Source organism: Billgrantia lactosivorans, assembly GCF_003254665.1.
Classification (GTDB): Bacteria; Pseudomonadota; Gammaproteobacteria; order Pseudomonadales; family Halomonadaceae; genus Halomonas; species Halomonas lactosivorans.
The window spans coordinates 146,563-166,147 of record NZ_QHGY01000004.1 but is presented as its reverse complement, the minus strand read 5'-3'; the positions used below and the strand labels follow the sequence as shown (position 1 = coordinate 166,147).

16 protein-coding genes are annotated in these 19,585 nt (G+C 69.8%); 8 read left to right on the top strand and 8 right to left on the bottom strand.

The annotated features are described in order from the left end of the window. Positions 1-72: 72 nt before the first annotated feature. From DIS04_RS11270 to DIS04_RS11250, 5 genes are read right to left on the bottom strand one after another with little or no spacing between them, the layout of a single operon-like run. Positions 73-1,233, bottom strand: a complete 1,161-nt coding sequence (locus DIS04_RS11270; RefSeq protein WP_111413877.1) for an acyl-CoA dehydrogenase family protein — start codon at positions 1,231-1,233, stop codon at positions 73-75. Further along, positions 1,233-2,042: an enoyl-CoA hydratase family protein gene (locus DIS04_RS11265; RefSeq protein WP_111413876.1), complete on the bottom strand. Its 810-nt coding sequence runs from the start codon at positions 2,040-2,042 to the stop codon at positions 1,233-1,235. The genes DIS04_RS11270 and DIS04_RS11265 overlap by 1 nt, the downstream gene beginning before the upstream one ends. Continuing rightward, complete coding sequence (locus DIS04_RS11260; protein ID WP_111413875.1) at positions 2,039-2,506, bottom strand: MarR family winged helix-turn-helix transcriptional regulator; 468 nt, start codon at positions 2,504-2,506, stop codon at positions 2,039-2,041. Before DIS04_RS11260 ends, DIS04_RS11265 begins: the two co-directional genes overlap by 4 nt. Further along, positions 2,503-3,246 (bottom strand): SDR family NAD(P)-dependent oxidoreductase, encoded by a 744-nt coding sequence (locus tag DIS04_RS11255; protein WP_179951256.1) that lies wholly within the window; start codon positions 3,244-3,246, stop codon positions 2,503-2,505. Before DIS04_RS11255 ends, DIS04_RS11260 begins: the two co-directional genes overlap by 4 nt. A gap of 2 nt (positions 3,247-3,248) precedes the next feature. After that, positions 3,249-5,534 (bottom strand): bifunctional salicylyl-CoA 5-hydroxylase/oxidoreductase, encoded by a 2,286-nt coding sequence (locus DIS04_RS11250; RefSeq protein WP_111413873.1) that lies wholly within the window; start codon positions 5,532-5,534, stop codon positions 3,249-3,251. A gap of 223 nt (positions 5,535-5,757) precedes the next feature. Here DIS04_RS11250 and rsd point away from each other — a divergent pair, with 223 nt between their 5' ends. Then, positions 5,758-6,246 (top strand): sigma D regulator, encoded by a 489-nt coding sequence (gene rsd / locus DIS04_RS11245; protein ID WP_111413872.1) that lies wholly within the window; start codon positions 5,758-5,760, stop codon positions 6,244-6,246. An 82-nt stretch (positions 6,247-6,328) separates the two neighbouring features. On the opposite strand, the gene DIS04_RS11240 is transcribed toward rsd, so the two are convergent. Together DIS04_RS11240 and DIS04_RS11235 are read right to left on the bottom strand one after the other, a co-directional pair. Continuing rightward, positions 6,329-9,412 (bottom strand): efflux RND transporter permease subunit, encoded by a 3,084-nt coding sequence (locus DIS04_RS11240; RefSeq protein ID WP_111413871.1) that lies wholly within the window; start codon positions 9,410-9,412, stop codon positions 6,329-6,331. A gap of 1 nt (position 9,413) precedes the next feature. After that, complete coding sequence (locus tag DIS04_RS11235; RefSeq protein ID WP_111413870.1) at positions 9,414-10,517, bottom strand: efflux RND transporter periplasmic adaptor subunit; 1,104 nt, start codon at positions 10,515-10,517, stop codon at positions 9,414-9,416. A 283-nt stretch (positions 10,518-10,800) separates the two neighbouring features. Between DIS04_RS11235 and DIS04_RS11230 the strand changes: the two genes are divergently transcribed. Further along, the gene (locus DIS04_RS11230; RefSeq protein WP_111413869.1) at positions 10,801-11,775 is read left to right on the top strand and encodes a malate dehydrogenase; all 975 of its coding nucleotides are present in this window, start codon (positions 10,801-10,803) and stop codon (positions 11,773-11,775) included. Between the two features lie 158 nt (positions 11,776-11,933). Here the strand turns inward: DIS04_RS11230 and DIS04_RS11225 are convergent, their stop codons facing one another. Then, positions 11,934-12,590: a histidinol-phosphatase gene (locus DIS04_RS11225; RefSeq protein WP_111413868.1), complete on the bottom strand. Its 657-nt coding sequence runs from the start codon at positions 12,588-12,590 to the stop codon at positions 11,934-11,936. A gap of 220 nt (positions 12,591-12,810) precedes the next feature. Here DIS04_RS11225 and DIS04_RS11220 point away from each other — a divergent pair, with 220 nt between their 5' ends. The 6 genes from DIS04_RS11220 (at position 12,811) to lgt (ending at position 19,574) form a co-directional block, all read left to right on the top strand. Further along, positions 12,811-13,302, top strand: coding sequence for an RNA pyrophosphohydrolase (locus tag DIS04_RS11220; RefSeq protein ID WP_218938158.1), 492 nt, complete (start codon positions 12,811-12,813; stop codon positions 13,300-13,302). A gap of 168 nt (positions 13,303-13,470) precedes the next feature. Further along, complete coding sequence (ptsP, locus tag DIS04_RS11215; protein ID WP_111413866.1) at positions 13,471-15,732, top strand: phosphoenolpyruvate--protein phosphotransferase; 2,262 nt, start codon at positions 13,471-13,473, stop codon at positions 15,730-15,732. 10 nt (positions 15,733-15,742) lie between these two features. Beyond that, a complete protein-coding gene (locus tag DIS04_RS11210; RefSeq protein ID WP_111413865.1) occupies positions 15,743-16,564 on the top strand; it encodes an NRDE family protein in 822 nt (273 codons plus the stop codon). Positions 16,565-16,598: 34 nt separating this feature from the next. Further along, positions 16,599-17,981 carry a response regulator gene (locus tag DIS04_RS11205; RefSeq protein WP_162623047.1) on the top strand — a complete coding sequence of 461 codons (1,383 nt, stop codon included), beginning with the start codon at positions 16,599-16,601 and terminating at the stop codon, positions 17,979-17,981. After that, a complete protein-coding gene (locus DIS04_RS11200; protein ID WP_111413863.1) occupies positions 17,978-18,772 on the top strand; it encodes a sulfite exporter TauE/SafE family protein in 795 nt (264 codons plus the stop codon). Before DIS04_RS11205 ends, DIS04_RS11200 begins: the two co-directional genes overlap by 4 nt. Positions 18,773-18,779: 7 nt before the next feature. After that, positions 18,780-19,574 carry a prolipoprotein diacylglyceryl transferase gene (gene lgt / locus DIS04_RS11195; RefSeq protein ID WP_111413862.1) on the top strand — a complete coding sequence of 265 codons (795 nt, stop codon included), beginning with the start codon at positions 18,780-18,782 and terminating at the stop codon, positions 19,572-19,574. Positions 19,575-19,585 lie beyond the last annotated feature (11 nt).

Genomic DNA, 19,585 nt, shown 5'->3' with positions numbered 1-19,585 from the left:
ACCATTCTCCGTACGTCGTTGTTGTTGTTCGGCGCTGGTGCGTCGACAGGGGGATACGGGGCTGGCGTCTCTCTAACCGTTTTGTACGTCTCTGATGCCCTCCTGTTGTGCCAGGCAGCTGCGCGCGATGACCACCTTCTGCACGTCCGAGGCGCCTTCGTAGATGCGCAGCGCGCGGATCTCGCGATAGAGGCTCTCGACGATGTGCCCCTTGCGCACGCCGTCGCCGCCGTGCAGCTGCACCGCCTTGTCGATCACGTCCTGGGCGCGGTCGGTGGCGAAGAGCTTGGCCATGGCCGCCTCGCGGGTGACGCGCTCGGCGCCCATGTCCTTGGTCCAGGCGGCGCGGTAGACCAGCAGCGCGGCGGCGTCGACGTCGAGCGCCATCTCCGCCAGGTGGCCCTGGACCATCTGCAGGTCGGCCAGGCTGGCGCCGAACAGCTCGCGGTTGCGGGCGCGGTCGAGGGATTCGTCCAGCGCGCGGCGGGCGAAGCCCAGCGCAGCGGCGCCCACCGTCGAGCGGAACACGTCGAGCACCGACATGGCGATGCGAAAGCCCTGTCCGGGCCGGCCGATCATGGCGCTGGCCGGCAGGCGCATGCCATTGAAGCCGAGCCGCGCCAGCGGATGCGGCGAGATCGTCTCCAGGCGCTCGCGGATCTCGAGACCCGGCGTGTCGACCGGCACCAGGAAGCAGGAGAGCCCCTTGGCTCCCGGCCCCTCGCCGGTGCGGGCAAACACGGTGTACAGATCGGCGATGCCGCCATTGGAGATCCAGGTCTTCTCGCCGTCGAGGCGGTAGCCGTCGCCGTCGCGTTCGGCGGTGGTGTCGAGCTGGGCCACGTCGGAGCCCGAGCGCGGCTCGCTCAGGGCGAAGGCGGCCAGCGCCTCGCCGCGGCGGGTCCTGTCCAGCCACCGCTTCTGCTCGGCGCTGCCGAACAGGCTGATCGCCCCGGTGCCGAGCCCCTGCATGGCGAAGGCGAAGTCGGCCAGGCCGTCGTGGCGGGCCAGGGTCTCGCGGATCAGGCACAGGCTGCGCACGTCGATGGCATCGCCCGCGGTGCCCTCGAGGAAGCCGGCACTGCCCAGGTCGCGCACCAGCCGGATGCAGGCGGCGTCGACATCGGCGTGGTCGCGGGGCAGCTCACGCCGGCACCACGCCTCCAGGCGCTTGGCCAGGTCGCGATGGCGGGCCTCGAGGAACGGCCAGTCGAGAAAGCTCGTATCGCTCATCAATCCCCCTCGAAGACCGGCTTCTGCTTGGCGGCGAAGGCGCGGTAGGCGCGCTCGAAGTCGCGGGTCTGCATGCAGATCGCCTGGGCCTGGGCCTCGGCCTCGATGGCCTGCTCCAGGCTCATCGACCATTCCTGGTTGAGCTGGGTCTTGGTGATGCCGTGGGCGAAGGTGGGCCCCTGGGCCAGGCGGGTGGCGTAGGCGATGGCTTCGGCCTCCAGCGCGTCAGGCTCGACCAGACGGTTGTAGAAACCCCATTGATGGCCCTCTTCCGCGCTCATGCTGCGCCCGCTGTAGAGCAGGTCGGCGGCACGGCCCTGGCCGATGAGGCGAGGCAGCATGGCGCAGGCGCCCATGTCGCAGCCGGCGAGCCCCACCCGGGTGAAGAGGAAGGCGGTGCTGGCCCGGGGCGTGGCGAAGCGGATGTCGGAGGCCATGGCGATGATCGCACCGGCGCCGACGCAGGCGCCGTCCACCGCGCTGATGATCGGCCGGGTGCACTGGAGCATTGCCTTGACCAGGTCGCCGGTCATGCGGGTGAATGCGAGCAGGCCCTTCATGTCGCGCCCGACCAGCGGGGCGATGATCTCGTGGACGTCGCCGCCGGAGCAGAAGTTGCCGCCGTTGGGGGCGAACACCACGGCCTTGACGTCCTCGGCATAGACCAGGTCGCGGAAGGTGTCGCGCAGCTCGGCGTAGCTGTCGAAGGTGAGCGGGTTCTTGCGCTCGGGGCGATTCAGGCGGATCACCGCCACCTCGCCCTCCATGCGCCACAGGAAATGGCGCGGCGCCAGGTCGGCCAGTTTCATCGTTGTGCTCCCGTGTCGGACGGCAAGCGATGCAGCAGCTCGCCGATATGATGGGCATCCTCGGCGCTGACGCCGTCGAGCAGTTCGTCGACCCAGCCTTCGTGGGCTTTTGCCATGAGGCCGAAGGCGTCGCGCCCGTGGGCGGTCAGGCGCACCAGGGTGGCGCGGCGGTCGCCCTCGATGGCGATGCGCTCGACCAGGCCGTCCTCCGCCAGGCGGTCGACGATGCCGGTGACGTTGCCGTTGGAGACGCGCAGCCGCCGGGACAGCTCGTTCATCTTGAGCCCGTCATGGTCGCGGAACAGCGCCGCCATGACGTCGAAGCGCGGCAGGGTGGAGTCGAACTCCAGGCGCAGCCGCTCGCGCAGCGCCGCCTCGACCTGGCGCGTGACCCGCAGCATGCGCAGCCACAGGCGCAGCCGCTCCTTGCTCAGGGTTTCCGGTTTCAACCGTGGCGCCGTCATGTCTCGCCTCCCGAGATCGAGATTGCCTGGCCGTGGATGGCACCGCTATGAGGGCCGCACAGCCACAGCGCCGTGGCGGTGACCTCGGCGGGCTGCACGAGCCGGCCGCCGGGATTGGTGGACTGCAGGTGGGCGCGCGCCTGCTCCGCTGTCTGGCCGGTCTTGGCCACGATGGTGGCGACGCTGGCCTCGAGCAGCGGGGTCTCGGTAAAGCCGGGACACAGCGCATTGACGGTGATGTCGCGGCCCGCGACCTCCTGGGCCAGGGCGCGAACCAGACCCACCACGCCATGCTTGGCGGCGCAGTAGGGCGCCACGTAGGGGTAGCCCTTGAGCCCGGCGGTGGAGGCCACGGCGATCAGCCGGCCGCCGTCGCGCAGCCGTTTCAGGCCCTCGCGCAGGGTCAGGAACACGCCGGTCAGGTTGACCTCGAGCATGCGCTGCCACTGCTCCAGCTCGGTTCTGATCAGCGGGGCGCTCTCGGCCGCCCCGGCATTGGCGATGACGATATCGACCTCGCCGAGATGCTCGAACAGTGATGCCATGTCGTCTTCCTGGGTGACGTCGGCGACGGCATAGCTGATCGACGGATGCCGCGCGGCCACCTCCTCGAGCGGTCCGCCCCGGCGCCCGGTGATGACGACGTCGGCGCCCGCCTCGGCAAAGGCCTGCGCCATGTCGGCGCCGATGCCGCTGCCGCCGCCGGTGATCACCACGCGCTTTCCATCGAGCTGGCTCATGGTCACATCCATCCTTCGCCGCGCTCGGCCAGCCGCTGCAGCTGGTCGCGTCCGGCCAGGTAGGGGGCCGGCCAGTGGCACTCGCCGTCGCCGATGCCGGCGGCGGCGTGCAGGGTCCAGTAGGGGTCGGCCAGGTGCGGCCGGGCCAGGCACACCAGGTCGGCGCGGCCGGCCATCAGGATCGAGTTGACGTGGTCGGCCTGGTAGATGTTGCCCACCGCCATGGTGGCCATGCCGGTCTCGTTGCGGATACGGTCCGAGAAGGGCGTCTGGAACATGCGCCCGTACTGCGGTCGCGCGCGGGTCGAGGTCTGCCCGGCCGAGACGTCGACGATGTCGACCTCGGCGCCCTGCAGCAGGCGAGCGATCTCGACGGCTTCGTCGGGCGTCACCCCCTCGTCGCCGACCCAGTCGTTGGCCGAGATACGCACCGACAGCGGCTTGTGGGCCGGCCAGGCGGCGCGCACCGCGCGAATCACCTCCAGCGGATAGCGCATGCGATTCGTCAGCGAGCCGCCGTATTCGTCGTCGCGGCGGTTGGTCAGCGGCGTGATGAAGGAGGAGAGCAGGTAGCCGTGGGCGGCGTGCACCTCGAGCATGTCGAAGCCGGCACGCTCGGCCATCCGCGCGGCGGCGACGAACTCGTCGCGCACGCGCTCCATGTCGGCGCGGTCCATCGCTTTCGGTACCTGGTTGCGTGCCGACCAGGGCACGGCGGAGGCCGCCAGGATCGGCCAGTTGCCCTCGGCCAGCGGCGCGTCCATCTCCTGCCAGCCGAGCTGTGTCGAGCCCTTGGGCCCGGAGTGGCCGATCTGGGCGCACAGCCTGGCCGGCGTCTCGGCGTGAACGAAGTCGCACAGCCGCCTCCACGCCGCCTCGTGTTCCGGTGCGTAGAAGCCGGGGCAGCCCGGGGTGATGCGCCCCTGCGGCGAGACGCAGGTCATCTCGGTGTAGACCAGCCCGGCTCCGCCCTTGGCGCGCTCGGCGTAGTGCACGAAGTGCCAGTCGGTGGGGCAGCCGTCGAGCGCCTTGTACTGGGCCATGGGCGAGACCACCACCCGGTTGGGCAGTGTCATGTCGCGCAGCCGGAAGGGGGCGAACATCGGCGCGCGACGCGAGCCCTCGTTGCCGGCCCGGGCCTGGAACCAGCGCTCGGCGCTCTCCAGCCACTCGGGGTCGCGCAGGCGCAGGTTCTCGTGGCTGATGCGCTGGGAGCGGGTCAGCAGCGAGTAGTTGAACTGCACCGGGTCGAGGTCGAGGTAGCGCTCCACCTGCTCGAACCACTCGGTGGAGTTGCGCGCCGCCGACTGCAGCCGCAGCACCTCGGTGCGACGCTCCTCCTCGTAGCGAGCGAAGGCGCTGGCCATGTCGGGCTCGCTGTGCAGGTAGTCGGCCAGCGCGATGGCGCTCTCCAGCGCCAGCTTGGTGCCCGAGCCTATGGAGAAGTGGGCGGTGGCGGCGGCGTCGCCCATCAGCACCACGTTGTCGAAGCTCCAGCGCTGGCACAGCACCCGGGGGAAGTTGATCCAGGCCGAGCCGCGGATGTGGTTGGCGTTGCTCATCAGCGCGTGGCCGCCGAGGTGCCGGGCAAAGATCCTCTCGCAGGTGGCGATCGACTGCTCCTTGCTCATCTCGCCGAAGCCGAAGGCGCGCCAGGTGGGCTCGCTGCACTCGACGATGAAGGTCGCGGTGTCGGCGTCGAACTGGTAGGCGTGGGCCCACACCCAGCCGTGCTCGGTCCTCTCGAAGATGAAGGTGAAGGCGTCGTCGAAGGTCTGGTGGGTGCCGAGCCAGACGAACTTGCAGGCGCGCACCTCGATGTCTGGCTGGAAGTGTTCGGCGTAGCGTTGGCGGGTGCGCGAGTTGAGGCCGTCGGCGGCCAGCACCAGGTCGAACTCGCGGCGCAGCGCGTCGATGTCCGTCTCGGCCACGTCGCTCTCGAAGCGCAGCTCGACGCCGAGCTCGCGGGCGCGCTGCTGCAGCAGCAGCAGCAGCCGGTGACGGCCGATGCCGCAGAAGCCGTGGCCGGTGGAGACCGTGCGCACCCCGTCGTGGATCACGGCGATGTCGTCCCAGTAGGCGAAGTGCTCGCGGATGCGCGCGGCGCTCACGGCATCGTTGGCGGCCAGGTTGTCCAGCGTCTCGTCGGAGAGCACCACGCCCCAGCCGAAGGTATCGTCGGGCCGGTTGCGCTCGAGCACCACCACGTCGTGGGAGGGCGCACGCAGCTTCATGCTGATGGCGAAGTAGAGGCCGGCGGGGCCACCGCCGAGGCAGGCGATTCTCATGGGCAGGAACCGTTGTCGTTGTTGTCCTGTACGAAGGCTAGACCCGCGACGAAGATAGTTCAAGCTTAAAATTTCAAGCTTGAAGTTTATTGCCGGAAGTGAAATTTTTCCCCGCTCCAAGGATTGACAGTCAGGTTGGCAACGGCGAGTCTGGGGCTTCAGGCTCGGAGCTCGGTAATGGCCGACGAGCGGCAACAGGCTTCATAGGGGAAGGAGGCTCACGATGCTGGAACAGTGCAAGACGGCCAGGGAGCGCTGGGGGGGCGTGCATCAGCTCATCGACCGATGGCTCGATGAGCGTCGCGAGCTGCTGGTCAGTTTCATCGAGCTCAAGGAGGCCTGCGACACCGAGCTGGAGGCCGTGAGCAAGCCGCAGATCGATCGTTTCAGCGAGCTGCTGATGGACTACATCAGCGCCGGCCACTTCGAGATCTACCCGCAGCTGCGCGAGGAGGCCAACGCCTTCGGCGATCACGACGCGCTGGAGATCGCCAGCAAGCTGCTCGAGCGGCTGGAGCTCTCCACCGAGCTGGTGCTGGCCTTCGACGCCGACTACTCGACCCCGGTGCGCTGCCAGCACTTCCTGCCGCGCCTGCCCGCCTGGCTCGATCGCCTGGCCAAGGGGCTGACCGAGCGCTTCGCCCTGGAAGACCAGCTGATCGCCCGCCTGCACGCGGCCCACACGCCGCAGAAGGAAGCCCAGGCCGACTAGCCGCCTGGCCGATTTTTTCCGACGCCGCCCCGGGCCAAGGTTCGGGGCGGCGTCGCTGTATCCGGGGGCCGCCCCGGGGCGCTCACGCCTCGGCCGGCCTGGCCGCCTCACCCCGCGAACGGCGCTGCCACAGCACCAGCATGCAGGGGGTCAGCAGCAGCGTCAGCCCGGTGGCGAACACCAGTCCGCCGGCGATGGCGCTGGAGAGCTGGGTCCACCACTGGGTCGAGGGGGCGCCGATGCCCAGGCTCGGGGCGAACAGGTTGACGTTGATCTCCAGCACCATCGGCATCAGACCCAGCACGGTGGTGATGGCGGTCAGCAGCACCGGGCGCAGGCGCAGGCCGCCCGCGCCCAGGGCGGCATCGTGGGGCGTCAGGCCGGCCCGGCGCAGCTCGTTGTAGGTGTCGATCAGCACGATGTTGTTGTTCACCACGATGCCCGCCAGGGCGATGATCCCCATGCCCACCATGACGATGCCGAACGGCTGGCCGTTGACCAGCAGTCCCATCAGCACCCCGGCGGTGGAGAACACGATGGCGGAGAGCACCAGCAGGGCCTGGTAGAGGCTGTTGAACTGGGTGACCAGTATCAGCAGCATCAGCGCGATCGCCACCAGGAAGGCGGTGACCAGGAAGCGGCTGGCCTGCTCCTGATCCTCCTGCTCGCCGGCCACGTCGACCCGCACGCCCTCCGGCGGCGGCCCGAGGCTTTCCAGCAGGGCACGCAGGCGCTCGTCGGGCTGGTAGCCCTCGGCCACGTCGGCCTCCAGGGTGATGGCGCGGCGGCCGTCGATGCGGTGCAGGGTGTCGACCTTGGGCGCCGGCTCGAGGCTGGCGAAATGGGAGATCGGCACCTGGCCCCGGGGCGTGTTGAGGGTCAGCCGGTCGAGCTGGTCGAGGCTGCGCCAGCTCTCGGGCAGGCGCACGCGGATGTCGACCTCGTCGGTGGCGTAGGCGGGGCGGTAGGTCGCCACCTGCAGGCCGGTGGTGACCAGCTGCACTGCGCTGCCCACCGCGGCGACATCGGCCCCCATGCGGGCGGCGGCGGCGCGGTCCACGTTGAGCCGCCACTCGATGCCCGGCAGGCTGCGGTTGTCCTCGATGTCGCGGAAGCCGCCGAGCCGCTCCATCTGCGCGCGGATGGTCTCCACCGCGGCCTCGCCGGCGGCTTCGTCGCCGGCACTGATCTCGAGCACGATGGGCTTGCCGGCGCCGGGCCCCATGTCCTGCTCGCGGAACTCCAGCACCACCCCGGGCAGGTCGACGGTGCGCTCGGCCATCTCGTTCATGATCGTTCGCGCCGGACGCCGCTGCTGCCAGTCGATCAACTGGAACTGCACCACGCCGATCACGTCGCCGCCGATCTGCTCGTTGGCCACGCCGTAGGAGCGCGCGTAGAGCGCCTTCACCTCGCTCATGCCGGCCAGGCGGGCCTCGACCCGGCGCACGATGGCGTCCTTCTCGGCGGTGGAGAAATCGCCGCGCGAGCGGATCATCACCTGGGCACTGTCGGGCTCGACCGCGGGGAAGAACTCCACGCCGTGGTTGAAGCGGCCGTAGCCGACGAAGATCAGGGCCATCAGCATCAGCGCGACCAGCAGCGTCATGCCGGGGTGGGCCAGCAGGCGGGCGAGGGTGGCGCGGTAGAGCCGGCCGCCCGCCGTCACCATCTCCTCGCTGCGCTGGGGGCGGGCGGTGCGCGCACTGAAGACCCCGCCGAGGGTCGGCAGGAAGATCAGCGCCATGGCCAGCGAGGCGAGCAGGCAGAGGATCACCGTGGCCGGCAGGTACTTCATGAATTCGCCCACCACGCCGGGCCAGAACAGCAGCGGGAAGAACACCGCCAGGGTGGTCGCGGTGGAGGCGATGACCGGCCAGCTCATGCGGGTGGCGGCGTGGATCCAGGCCGCGCGGGGCGGCTGGCCTTCGCGCAGGTTGCGGTCGGCGAGTTCGCTGACGACGATGGCGCCATCCACCAGCATCCCCGCGACCAGGATCAGCGCGAACAGCACCACGATGTTGAGGGTGTAGCCGATCGCCCAGATCAGCAGGATCCCGGTGAGGAAGGCGCCGGGAATGGTCAGCCCCACCATCAGGGCCGAGCGCACCCCCATCGCCGCCAGGATCACGATCAGCACCAGGGCGACGGCGGTGAGAACGTTGTTGAGCAGCTCCGAGAGCATCTGCTCGACGGTGACCGACTGGTCCATGATGGTGGTGGTGGAGAGCTCCTCGGGCAGCAGCGGGGCGGCCTCGGCGAGGATCTCGCGCACGCCCTCGATGGTGGCGATCAGGTTGGCCCCGGCGCGCTTGGAGATCTCCAGGACCAGCGCCGGTTCGTCGTCGATGCGGGCGTAGCCCTCGGGGTCCTTGAAGGTGGGGTGGATCCAGCCCACGTCGGCGAAGGTCACCACCCGGTCGCCGTCGACCTTGACCGGCATCTCGAAGACGTCCTCCAGGGTCTCGATGACGCCGGGGACCTTCACCGGGCTGCGCCCGGCGCCGGTGTCCAGGCTGCCGGCGGCCACCAGCCGGTTGTTGCGTGTGATCAGGGCGAACAGGTCGTCGAAATCGACGCCGTAGCTGTCGAGCACCAGCGGGTCGACGACGATCTCCATCAGCTCCTCGCTCTCGCCGCCGATCTCGACCTCGAGCACCTCCGGCAGGCCCTCGATGGCATCCTGCAACTGGCGGGCGATGGCCAGCCGCCGGGTCTCCTCGAGGGGGCCGGAGAGTCCCAGCGTCAGCACCGGGAAGAGGCCGACGTTGACCTCCACCACGCGCGGCTCGTCGGCCTCCTCGGGCAGCTCGGCGTTGGCGATGTCGACCCGTTCGCGCACGTCGGCCAGCGCCTGGCGCGCATCGAAGCCGGCGTCGAACTCCAGCGTGATCGCGGCGTGCCCCTCGGTGGCCTGGGCGGTCATCTTGCGCACCCCTTCGATGGTGCGCAGCTCCTGCTCCATGGGGCGCACCAGCAGCCGCTCGCCGTCCTCGGGGCTCACGCCTTCGAGCGACAGCGAGACGTAGATCATGGGGATGGGGACGTCGGGGTTGGCCTCCTTGGGCACCGCCTGCCAGGCGGCCATCCCGGCCAGCAGCAACGCGAGCAGCAGCAGCAGCGTGGTGCGCGAGCGGTCCAGCGCGGCCTCGATCAGGGTGCGCATCTCAGGGCGACTCCTCGGCGGCGTCGCTGCCCGCGTCCGCTTCGGCGACCGGCTCGACGCGGTCGCCGGGCGCCACGAAGCCGCCGCCCAGGGTGATCAGGCGGATCGTGTCGGGCAGGCCGGTGACCCGGGCCGCCGTGGCGTCGGCGCTGACCAGGCCGACGGGGGTGCTCACCACGCGATCGTCCTCGTCGAGGTGCTTGACCCGCAGCCGTCCCTCTGCGTCCAGCTCGAGCAGCGCGGGGGAGAAACGGTGCACCTCGCGCTCCGGCAGGGTGATCGCCAGGGTGGCGCTGGCGCCGGCCAGGCGTCGGCGCTCCGGGTTGTCGAACTCGGCCTCGACGTAGAAGGAGCGAGTGGCCTCGTCGGCGCGGCTGGCCACGTGGGTCAGCTCTCCGCTCAGCCGGCTGCCGTCCAGCAGCCTGGCCTCGGCGGGCAGCCCCGGGCGCAGGTCCTGGGCCTCGCGCTGGGCCACCCAGGCGCTGGCGGTCAGGCGCCGGTCGTCGACCAGGCTGGCGTAGGCTTCACCCACCTGCAGCACCTCGCCGAGTTCCACGTGGAGGCGGTCGAGCACGCCGTCGAAGGGGGCCGCCGGGCGGGTCTCGTCGAGCGCCTGGCGCAGCTCGGCCACCTCGGCCGCCGCCACGCTGACACTGCTCTGCAGGCGCAGCTGTTCGGGCCTCGAGATCAGGTTGCGCTGGCGCAGCTCGTCGGCGCCGGCGAGCTCGGCCCGGGCCAGCTCGAGCTGGGCCTCGGCGCGCTCGAGCTGGGCCTCGAGGGCGTCGCGTGACAGCACCAGCAGCGGCGTGCCTGCTTCCACCGCGGAGCCCTGCGTCACCGGCAGCTCGGCGACCCGCCCGGCATGGCGGCTGCGCAGCTCGACCTCGCGGTAGGCTTGCAGCTGGCCCTGGACCACCCGCTGGGGCCGGTAGGCGGCGGCCTCGCTGACCCGATACTCGACCCTCGGCAGGCGCTCCTCCTGGGGGGCTTCGGCAGGCGGGGCCTGTGGCTGGAAGCGCTGGAAGTCACCCAGCGCCAGCCACAGCAGGAGTGCCAGCAGCACCAGGGCGGCCAACAGGACGGAAATGGGGGGACGTCTCGACATGCGGCCTTCCCTGGTAAATTCCTGCATTAGCTGATTCGGCACAGCATGATAGCGCATGAAGCGGCAGCTAGCAGTCGCCTTGGGGTCGCCAGCGTGCGGCCACGCCCCCTAACCGGAGGTCGGATTGAGTTTTGTGCATCGCAAGCATACCATCTTGCGGTCCGAATCCCGGCCAGGGCGGGCAGGCGCTCGCAAGGCTCATCCTCGGGAAATGCTGGGCGATTCGCTCGCGCAGGCTTTCGTGCAGTGTTTCCCTCACGGCGGCTCAATCGAAGGAGCAACGATGAAAGATCCCGTACGTATTGCCATTACCGGCGGTGCCGGCCAGATCAGCTACTCCCTTATCTTCCGTATCGCGGCGGGCGACATGCTGGGGCCGGATCAGCCCGTGATTCTCCAGCTGCTCGAGATTCCCCAGGCGATGGACGCGCTGAACGGCGTGGTGATGGAGGTGAACGACTGCGCCTTCCCGCTGGTGCAGGACATCGTCGCCACCGACGACCCCAACGTCGCCTTCAAGGACGCCGACTTCGCCCTGCTGGTGGGCGCCCGTCCCCGCGGCCCGGGCATGGAGCGCAAGGACCTGCTGGAAGCCAACGCGGCGATCTTCTCGGTGCAGGGCAAGGCGCTCAACGACAACGCCAGCCGCGACGTGCGCGTGCTGGTGGTGGGCAACCCGGCCAACACCAACGCCCTGATCGCCTCGTGCAACGCGCCGGACCTCAGCCCGCGCCAGTTCACCGCGATGACCCGCCTGGACCACAACCGCGCCCTGACCCAGCTGGCGCAGAAGACCGGCAAGCGCGTCACCGACGTCGAGAACATGATCATCTGGGGCAACCACAGCGCCACCCAGTACCCCGACCTGGCCCACACCAAGGTGGCCGGCCAGGCGGCCTTCGACCTGGTCGAGCGCGACTGGTACGAGAACGACTTCATTCCCACCGTGCAGCAGCGCGGCGCGGCGATCATCAAGGCGCGCGGGGCCTCTTCCGCCGCTTCCGCCGCCTCTTCCGCCATCGATCACATGCGCGACTGGGCGCTGGGTACCGACCAGGTGGTGAGCATGGCGATTCCCTCCGACGGCAGCTACGGCATCGCCGAGGGCATCATCTACTCCTATCCGGTGCGTTGCCGGAACGGCGACTACGAGATCGTGCAGGGGCTCGAGATCGACGAGTTCAGCCGTGCCAAGATGCAGGCCACGGAAGACGAGCTGCGCCAGGAGCGCGCCGCCGTCGAGCATTTGCTGGGCTGATCGAACTAAGGCGAAGCAGCCGCGGGCTGCGTGCCACGAGCTTCGAGCGACAAGAACCCCGCCAGGCCGCGCCTGGCGGGGGTTCTTTTGTCGAGCCAGTTGGACCGGGGGCTTGATCGCCCGTAGCTCATAACTCGTAGTCAGTAGCCCGTAGCCGATCAGTCGCGCAGACTCATGATGCGCCAGCCGCGCTTCTCCGCCTCTTCGCGCAGGGTGGGGTCGGGGTCGACCGCCACCGGGTGCTCTACCAGCCGCAGCAGCGGCAGGTCGTTGTGCGAGTCGCTGTAGAACCAGGCGTCGTCAAGGGTCAGGTCCTTGTCCGCCAGCCACTCCTCCAGGCGCTTCACCTTGCCTTCGCGATAGCTCGGCGTGCCGCTGACCCGGCCGGTGTAACGGCCGTTCTGCACTTCCGGCTCCACGGCGATCAGGTGGTCCACGCCCAGGCGCTCGGCGATGGGGCCGGTGATGAAGCGGTTGGTGGCGGTGACGATCAGCAGGGTGTCGCCGCGGCTGCGGTGGCGCGCCAGCAGCTCCTCGCCCTTGGGCAGGATGCTGGGCTCGATCTTGCTGGCCATGAACTGCTGGTGCCAGGCGGCGAGCTGCTCGGGGCTGTTCTCGGCCAGCGGCCGGAGTGCCACCGACAGGAAGGCATGGATGTCCAGCGTGCCCGCCTCGTAGTCGGCCATGAAGCGATCGTTGGCTTCACGGTAGGCCTCGGCATCCACCGCCCCCTGCTCGAGCAGGAACTCGCCCCAGGCGTGGTCGCTGTCGATGGAGAGCAGGGTGTTGTCCAGGTCGAAGATGGCCAGACTCACGGCTTTCCCCTTGCGCTGTGGTGAATTGTCGTAACGTCATGCTGCATTGCGTGAAAGCTGGCGATTATGTCAGACAACGCCCTGCGCTGCTAAGCCCCGTCGCGCTTTTTCCGGTGCCGCGGAATGGCCGCGCGAGGCCGCTCCCCTGATCGTTGTATTGATGCGCTTCGCGCCATTGTGGAAGAATGCAGGCAATGACGAATTTCACAAGGTGACGTCCGTGATCGACGCTGACGGCTTTCGCCCCAACGTTGGCATCATCATCGCCAACGCCAGCGGGCAACTGCTTTGGGCGCGTCGGGTGGGACAGAATGCGTGGCAGTTTCCCCAGGGAGGCATCAAGTCAACCGAGACACCGCAGCAGGCGCTCTACCGCGAGCTGGAGGAGGAAATCGGCCTGACCGCCGATGACGTCGAGCTACTGGCCTGTACCCGGGGATGGCTGCGCTATCGCCTGCCACGACGCATGGTGCGCATGAATTCCAGGCCGGTCTGCATCGGCCAGAAGCAGAAGTGGTTCCTGCTGCGGATTCGCTGCCAGGAGAACCGCATCTGCATGGATGGCTCGGAAAAACCCGAGTTCGATAACTGGCGCTGGGTCAGCTACTGGTATCCGCTGGGCCAGGTGGTGCCCTTCAAGCGCGAGGTGTATCGCCGCGCGCTGAGCGAACTCTCCCCGCGTGCCCAGCGGCTGGCGCTCGAAGGCCGCTGATCGAAGGCATCCGCCGATTGCCGGCATCCACCGACGGCATGGTGGCTGGACACGATACGAGGGGCAGCGCAGGGCCCCGTCACGCAGCCTCGTCCTCCTCGGGTGACGGTGCTCGGTCTTGATTCCTCAGCCAGGCGAGGTAACAGAACAATGGAAAGCAAGACGCCGATGCTGGAGGTGCTGCGCCGGGTCATTCAGGAGGTCAACGGGGCCCGCAATCTCGATGCGGCGCTGGCGACCATGGTTCGGCGTATCCGCAAGGCCATGCACACCGACGTGTGCTCCTTCTATCTCCATGACCTGGAGACCCAGGAGCTCGTGCTGATGGAGACCATCGGCCTGCACAGCCAGGCGGTGGGGCAAGTGAGCCTGCGCGTGGGCGAGGGCCTGGTCGGCCTGGTGGCCGAGCGCGAGGAGCCGCTCAACCTCGAGGATGCCCCCTCGCACCCGCGCTTCCGCTACTTCGAGGCCACCGGCGAGGAGCGCTACTCCAGCTTTCTCGGGGTGCCGATCATCCACCAGCGCCGCATGCTCGGCGTGCTGGTGGTACAGCAGGCGGAGAAGCGCCGCTACGACGAGGAGGACGAGGCCTTCCTCATCACCATGGGGGCGCAGCTCGCCGGCGTACTGGCCCATGCGCTGGCCACCGGCAGCCTCAGCCGGCCCGCCCTGCCGGGCGGCCAGGCGATGTTCACCGGGGTGGCCGCTTCCCCCGGCATGGCCATCGGCGAAGTGGTGGTGGTGGCGCCGCTGGCCGACCTGGACAGCGTTCCCGACCTGATTCCGACCGACGTCGAGTACGAGATCGTGCGCCTCAAGGAGGCCATCGAGCGCGTGCGCGAGGAGATCCGCGCCGCCGGCGAGCGCCTGGCCAACCGCATCTCGGCCCAGGAGCTGGCGCTGTTCGAGGTCTACCAGCAGATGCTCAGCGAGGCGGCGCTGTCCCACGAGGTGGAGAAGCGCATCCGCGAGGGGCAGTGGGCGCCCGGCGCCCTGGCCGACGTGGTGCGCCGCCACGTGCAGTACCTCGAGCGGGTCGACGACGACTACCTGCGCGAACGTGCCGCCGACGTGCGGGACCTGGGCCGGCGGGTACTGGCCCATCTGCAGGAGGAGACGCCGCAGGTGCCCGATGTCTTCCCCGAGAGCACCATCCTCGTGGGCGACGAGATCAGCGTCGCCACGCTGGGCGAGGTGCCGCGGGACCGGCTTGCCGGGCTGGTGTCGGTGCGCGGTTCGAGCACCTCCCACGTGGCGATCGTCGCCCGCGCCATGGGGGTGCCCACCGTGCTGGGCATGGTCGACCTGCCGCTGCCGCGGCTCTCCGGCGCCGAGGTGGTGCTCGACGGGCACCGCGGCCGCCTGTTCGTGCGGCCCTCGGACGAGCTCAAGACCCGCTACGAGAGCCTGATCGCCGAAGAGGCGGCGTTGGTCGAGGTGCTCGAGCACGAGCAGGACCTGCCCAGCGAGACCCCGGATGGCCATGTCATGCCATTGATGGTCAACACCGGCCTGGCGATCGACACCACGGTATCGCTCAAGAAGCGCATCAGCGGAGTGGGGCTCTATCGCACCGAGGTGCCGTTCATGATCGCCGAGCGCTTCCCGGGCGAGCAGGAGCAGGCGCGGCTCTACCGCGACCAGCTGGAGAGCTTCGCGCCGCTGCCGGTGGTGATGCGCACGCTGGATATCGGCGGCGACAAGGACCTGCCCTATTTCCCCATCGAGGAGGCCAACCCCTTCCTCGGCTGGCGCGGCATCCGCGTCACCCTCGACCACCCCGAGGTGCTGATGGTGCAGCTGCGCGCCATGCTGCGCGCCTCCCAGGGGCTCGACAACATGCAGATCCTGCTGCCCATGGTGACCAACGTCGACGAAGTCGACGATGCGCTGCGCATGCTCGACCGCGCCATTCGCGAACTGGGCGAGGAGGGCATCGTCTCGCCGCGGCCCAAGGTCGGCGTGATGCTGGAAGTGCCGGCCACCCTCTACCAGTTGGACGCCTTGGCCGAGCGCGTCGATTTCTTCTCCGTGGGCAGCAACGACCTGACCCAGTACCTGCTGGCGGTGGACCGCAACAACCCTCGCGTGGCAAGCCTCTACGACGCCTGCCATCCCGCCGTGCTGTGCGCCATGGCAAGGCTGGCCGAAGATTCCAAGCGGCTCAAGAAGCCGATATGCGTATGCGGCGAAATGGCCGGGGACCCGGCCGGGGCACTGCTGCTGATGGGCATGGGCTTCGACTCGCTCTCCATGAACGCCCCCAGCCTGCCGCGGGTCAGGGCGGCGATCCGCCGGGTCTCCCTCGCAGCCGCCAAGGCCCTGGTGAGCGAGACCCTGGCGCTGAACACGCCGGGTGCGGTGCGCAGCCACCTGTTCGAGCGACTGAGCGAGTGGCAGCTGGCGCACCTGTTGCCGCCGCGGGACTGAACGCCAGCCCATGTGCCTCATCGCCTTCGACTTCCGCCCCGGGGCGCCGCTGCCGCTGCGGCTGGTGGCCAACCGCGACGAATTCCACCAGCGAGCGACGGCACCGCTCCAGGCGTGGGAGGACGCCCCCGACATCGTCGGCGGCCGCGACCTCGAGGCCGGCGGCAGCTGGCTGGCGGCGCATCGTCGCGGGCGGGTCGCGGCGGTGACCAACGTGCGCGATCCGGGGCTTCGGGTGGCGCCGGGCGCCCCGAGCCGGGGGCAGCTGGTGCGCGAGGCACTGGAGTGCGACGACCTGCCCGGGTGGCTGGCCGGGCTCGCCGAGGGTGGCGGCTGTCGCTATGCCGGCTTCAACCTGCTGGCCGGCGACGGCCATCGCCTGTGGCACCTGCACCGCAGCCTTGAACGGCTGCAGCTGGCGGCGGTGTCGCCCGGCATTCACGGCCTGTCGAACGCCACCCTCGACACCCCCTGGCCCAAGCTGATCGCCGCCCGGCAGGGGCTGGCGACGGCACTGCGCCGCCGCTGGCCGGAAGATGCCCTGGCGGCGCTGGCCGACGACCGAGCGGCCGACGACGAACGGCTGCCGGACACCGGCGTCGGCCTGGCGCTGGAGCGCCGGCTGTCGGCGCCCTTCATCGTCGGCGAGCAGTACGGCACCCGGGCCACGACCTGGCTGGAGTGGAACGACGAGGCGGGCGTCATCCTGCTCGAGGAGCATCGCTACGGTCCCGGCGGCGCCTCACAGGGCGTGACACGCCAGGGAATCTCTCTGCAACGCACGTACTTACGCGCCACGCACCGCCATGACAGCCGGGGCCCGTCGGCGTAAACTCACAGCCACACTGCTTGGCACAGGGATGCGAATGCCTGTCGGAACTCGCAAGGACCGCTTCTGGTCGTACCTGATCTGGCCGCTTCTCTGGCCGCTGCTGCTGGCCCAGGCCGCCCTGGTGCTGCTGTGCCTGCTGGTGGGGGCGGTGCTGTGGTTGGCCACGCCCGATCCGACCTCCTGGGCCGAAGCCGCCTGGCTGCTGCTGGCGCTGCTGGTGGGCACCACCCTGACCGTCTCGGCCTTCCTCCTGCAGCTGCGGCACACCCTGCGCGAATGCGAGGGCCAGATCGAAGGCCGCCTCGCCCGCATCGAACGGCTGCTGCAGGAAACCGAGCAGTGCCTGCCGCGCTGGCTGGGGGATCCCCGCCAGCCGTCCGGCCGCGAGGGCACGGTGATCGACCGGTTGGAGCGGCTGCACGACGGCATGCTCGAGCTGCAGTCCCGGCTCGGGCTGGTGCCGAACCCGGCCGACCTGCTGATGGCCAGCCCGCGCCCCGCGCTGTTGCTCTATCACGGCCGCATCGTCGGCGCCAACCTGGCCATGGAGCAGCTGCTGGGGGAGAGCCAGGAGGCACTGGCCGGGCAGGACCCCGCAACCCGCCTGGTCGCCGGCGAGGCGAGCGGCAGCAAGCCGGTCGAGGTGCAGGTGCTCGATGCGGAAGGCCGCTGGCGCTCCTTCCGGGTCGAGTGGCTCGAGGCGTCCCCCTACCAGCTCCTGCTCTTCGCCCGCGCCGGCGCCGATGACCTCGGCGGGCTGCTGGCGGCCCGGGAGCGCGCCCGCGAGGATTCCCGCCTCAAGTCGCGCTACCTGACTTTGCTGCAGCGCGAGCTGGAGCCGCTGCTCTCCGAACTGGCCCGCGAGTTGAAGAGCGACGAGGTTCGCGTCGACCCGCACCGCAGCGCCCACCTGAACGAGCGCATCGCCGATATCCAGCTGCTGATCAGCAGCCTGACCGGCGAGCAGGGCGAAACGGCGCTGCGCGAGATGCGGCTCGCCTCCGGCCAGGCGGGCCCGCTGCGCGTGCTGGTGGTCGACGATGGCCCGGTCAATCGCATGCTGGCGAGCCAGGTGCTGGAGCGCCAGGGGCTGCGCGTGGACAGCGTCGCCAGCGGCCTGGAGGCACTGGAGCAGCAGCATCGGCACGCCTACGACCTGGTGCTGATGGATATCTTCATGCCCGGCATGGACGGCGTGGAGGCGGCCCGCCGCTGGCGCGAGCAGGAGGCGCAGCGGCCCGATGCCGGGCGCAGCATCCTGGTGGCCTTGACGGCCAACGCCAGCGAGAGCGACCGGCGCCGCTTCGACGAGGCCGGCATGGACGACTACCTGGCCAAGCCCTACGGTCCGCGCGAACTGATCCAGCTCCTGCGGCGCTGGCGACCCGATGCGTTCGAGGAATCCTCACCGACATGAGCGTCCTCCTCACTCTACTCGGCTACCTGGCGCTGGGCGCGGCGGCCGGCACCATGGCGGGGCTGTTCGGCGTCGGCGGTGGCCTGATCATCGTCCCGGCCCTGGTGTTCGCCTTCGACCTGCAGGGCGTGCACCCCAGCGTCGCCCTGCACCTGGCGATCGGCACCTCGCTGGCCACCATCCTGGTGACCGGGGCCTCCTCGGCCTGGGCGCACTACCAGCGTGGCAGCGTCCGCCGCGAGTGGTTCCTCGCCCTGCTGCCCGGTCTCGTGCTGGGTGCCATCGCCGGGGTGTTCGTGGCCGGCGCGCTGTCGGGCGGCCTGCTGGGCACCCTGTTCGGCGTCTTCGTGGTGCTGGTGGCGCTCCGGCTGTCGCTGGGCGTCGGCCCCAGGGCGGGCCGGGCGGCCCCGGGGCCGCTGGCCATGGGCCTCGCCGGAGCGGTCATCGGTGGCGTATCGGCACTGTTCGGCATCGGCGGCGGGACCCTCTGCGTGCCCTGGCTGTCCCGCTGCGGCGCCAGCATGACCCAGGCGGTGGGCACCTCCGCCGCCTGCGGCCTGCCCATCGCCCTGTTCGGTGCGCTGACCTTCATCGCGGTGGGCTGGCACCACCCCTCGCTGCCGGTGGGCGCCACCGGCTTCGTGATGTGGCCCGCCTTCCTCGGCATCGTGCTGGCCAGCGTGCCTTTCGCCCGGCTGGGCGTACGCCTCGCCCACGTGCTCTCGGCCCGCGTCCTGCGGCTCGCCTTCGCGGCGCTGTTGCTGGTCGTGGGGCTCCGTTTCCTGTTCTGAGGTAAGCATGAACTATCCCGATATCGACCCGGTGGCCATCTCCCTCGGTCCCTTCCAGGTCCACTGGTACGGCTTGATGTACGTCGTTGGTTTCGTCGGTGCCTGGTGGCTCGGACGGCTGCGCGCCGAGCGCTTCGGCCTGACCCGGGACGACGTCGGCGACCTGCTGTTCTACGCCGCCGTCGGCGTGGTGGTGGGCGGTCGCCTGGGGTACGCCCTGTTCTACGGCCTGGGCCAGTGGGCCGCCGACCCGCTGTGGGTATTCCGCGTGTGGGACGGCGGCATGAGCTTCCACGGCGGGCTGATCGGCGTGCTGCTGGCGGCACTGTGGTTCGCGCGCAAGAAGCGCATGGCCTTCTTCACCCTGACCGATTTCTTCGCCCCCATGGTGCCGATCGGCCTGGGTGCCGGGCGCATCGGCAACTTCATCAATCGCGAGCTGCCGGGGCGGGTCACCGAGCTGCCCTGGGGCATGCCGTTTCCCGGCATGGGCCCCGAGCCGCGCCACCCCACCTCGCTCTACGAGGCCCTGCTCGAAGGCGCGGTGCTGTTCGCCATCCTGTGGTGGGTGTCGGCCGCGCCGCGCCGCCGTGGGCTGGTGTCCGGCCTGTTCCTGCTGCTCTACGGTGCCTTCCGCTTCCTGGTCGAGTTCTTCCGCCTGCCGGATGCCCATATCGGCTATCTCGCCTTCGGCTGGTTCACCATGGGCATGCTGCTGACCCTGCCGATGATCGCCTTCGGCCTTGCCCTGATCGCCTGGTCGCGACGCCAGCCGCGGGTCGGGAACGCCCTCACGAAGTGATACGAGCGGGC

What these genes read in the sequence shown, in the direction of transcription:
- ptsP (WP_111413866.1), top strand. Translation starts at nt 13,471, where the DNA reads ATGCTGGAGGTGCTGCGCCGGGTCATTCAGGAGGTCAACGGGGCCCGC.
- DIS04_RS11210 (WP_111413865.1), top strand. Translation starts at nt 15,743, where the DNA reads ATGTGCCTCATCGCCTTCGACTTCCGCCCCGGGGCGCCGCTGCCGCTG.
- DIS04_RS11260 (WP_111413875.1), bottom strand. Translation starts at nt 2,506, where the DNA reads ATGACGGCGCCACGGTTGAAACCGGAAACCCTGAGCAAGGAGCGGCTG.
- DIS04_RS11250 (WP_111413873.1), bottom strand. Translation starts at nt 5,534, where the DNA reads ATGAGAATCGCCTGCCTCGGCGGTGGCCCCGCCGGCCTCTACTTCGCC.
- rsd (WP_111413872.1), top strand. Translation starts at nt 5,758, where the DNA reads ATGCTGGAACAGTGCAAGACGGCCAGGGAGCGCTGGGGGGGCGTGCAT.
- DIS04_RS11205 (WP_162623047.1), top strand. Translation starts at nt 16,599, where the DNA reads ATGCCTGTCGGAACTCGCAAGGACCGCTTCTGGTCGTACCTGATCTGG.
- DIS04_RS11270 (WP_111413877.1), bottom strand. Translation starts at nt 1,233, where the DNA reads ATGAGCGATACGAGCTTTCTCGACTGGCCGTTCCTCGAGGCCCGCCAT.
- DIS04_RS11230 (WP_111413869.1), top strand. Translation starts at nt 10,801, where the DNA reads ATGAAAGATCCCGTACGTATTGCCATTACCGGCGGTGCCGGCCAGATC.
- DIS04_RS11265 (WP_111413876.1), bottom strand. Translation starts at nt 2,042, where the DNA reads ATGAAACTGGCCGACCTGGCGCCGCGCCATTTCCTGTGGCGCATGGAG.
- DIS04_RS11255 (WP_179951256.1), bottom strand. Translation starts at nt 3,246, where the DNA reads ATGAGCCAGCTCGATGGAAAGCGCGTGGTGATCACCGGCGGCGGCAGC.
- lgt (WP_111413862.1), top strand. Translation starts at nt 18,780, where the DNA reads ATGAACTATCCCGATATCGACCCGGTGGCCATCTCCCTCGGTCCCTTC.
- DIS04_RS11235 (WP_111413870.1), bottom strand. Translation starts at nt 10,517, where the DNA reads ATGTCGAGACGTCCCCCCATTTCCGTCCTGTTGGCCGCCCTGGTGCTG.
- DIS04_RS11240 (WP_111413871.1), bottom strand. Translation starts at nt 9,412, where the DNA reads ATGCGCACCCTGATCGAGGCCGCGCTGGACCGCTCGCGCACCACGCTG.
- DIS04_RS11200 (WP_111413863.1), top strand. Translation starts at nt 17,978, where the DNA reads ATGAGCGTCCTCCTCACTCTACTCGGCTACCTGGCGCTGGGCGCGGCG.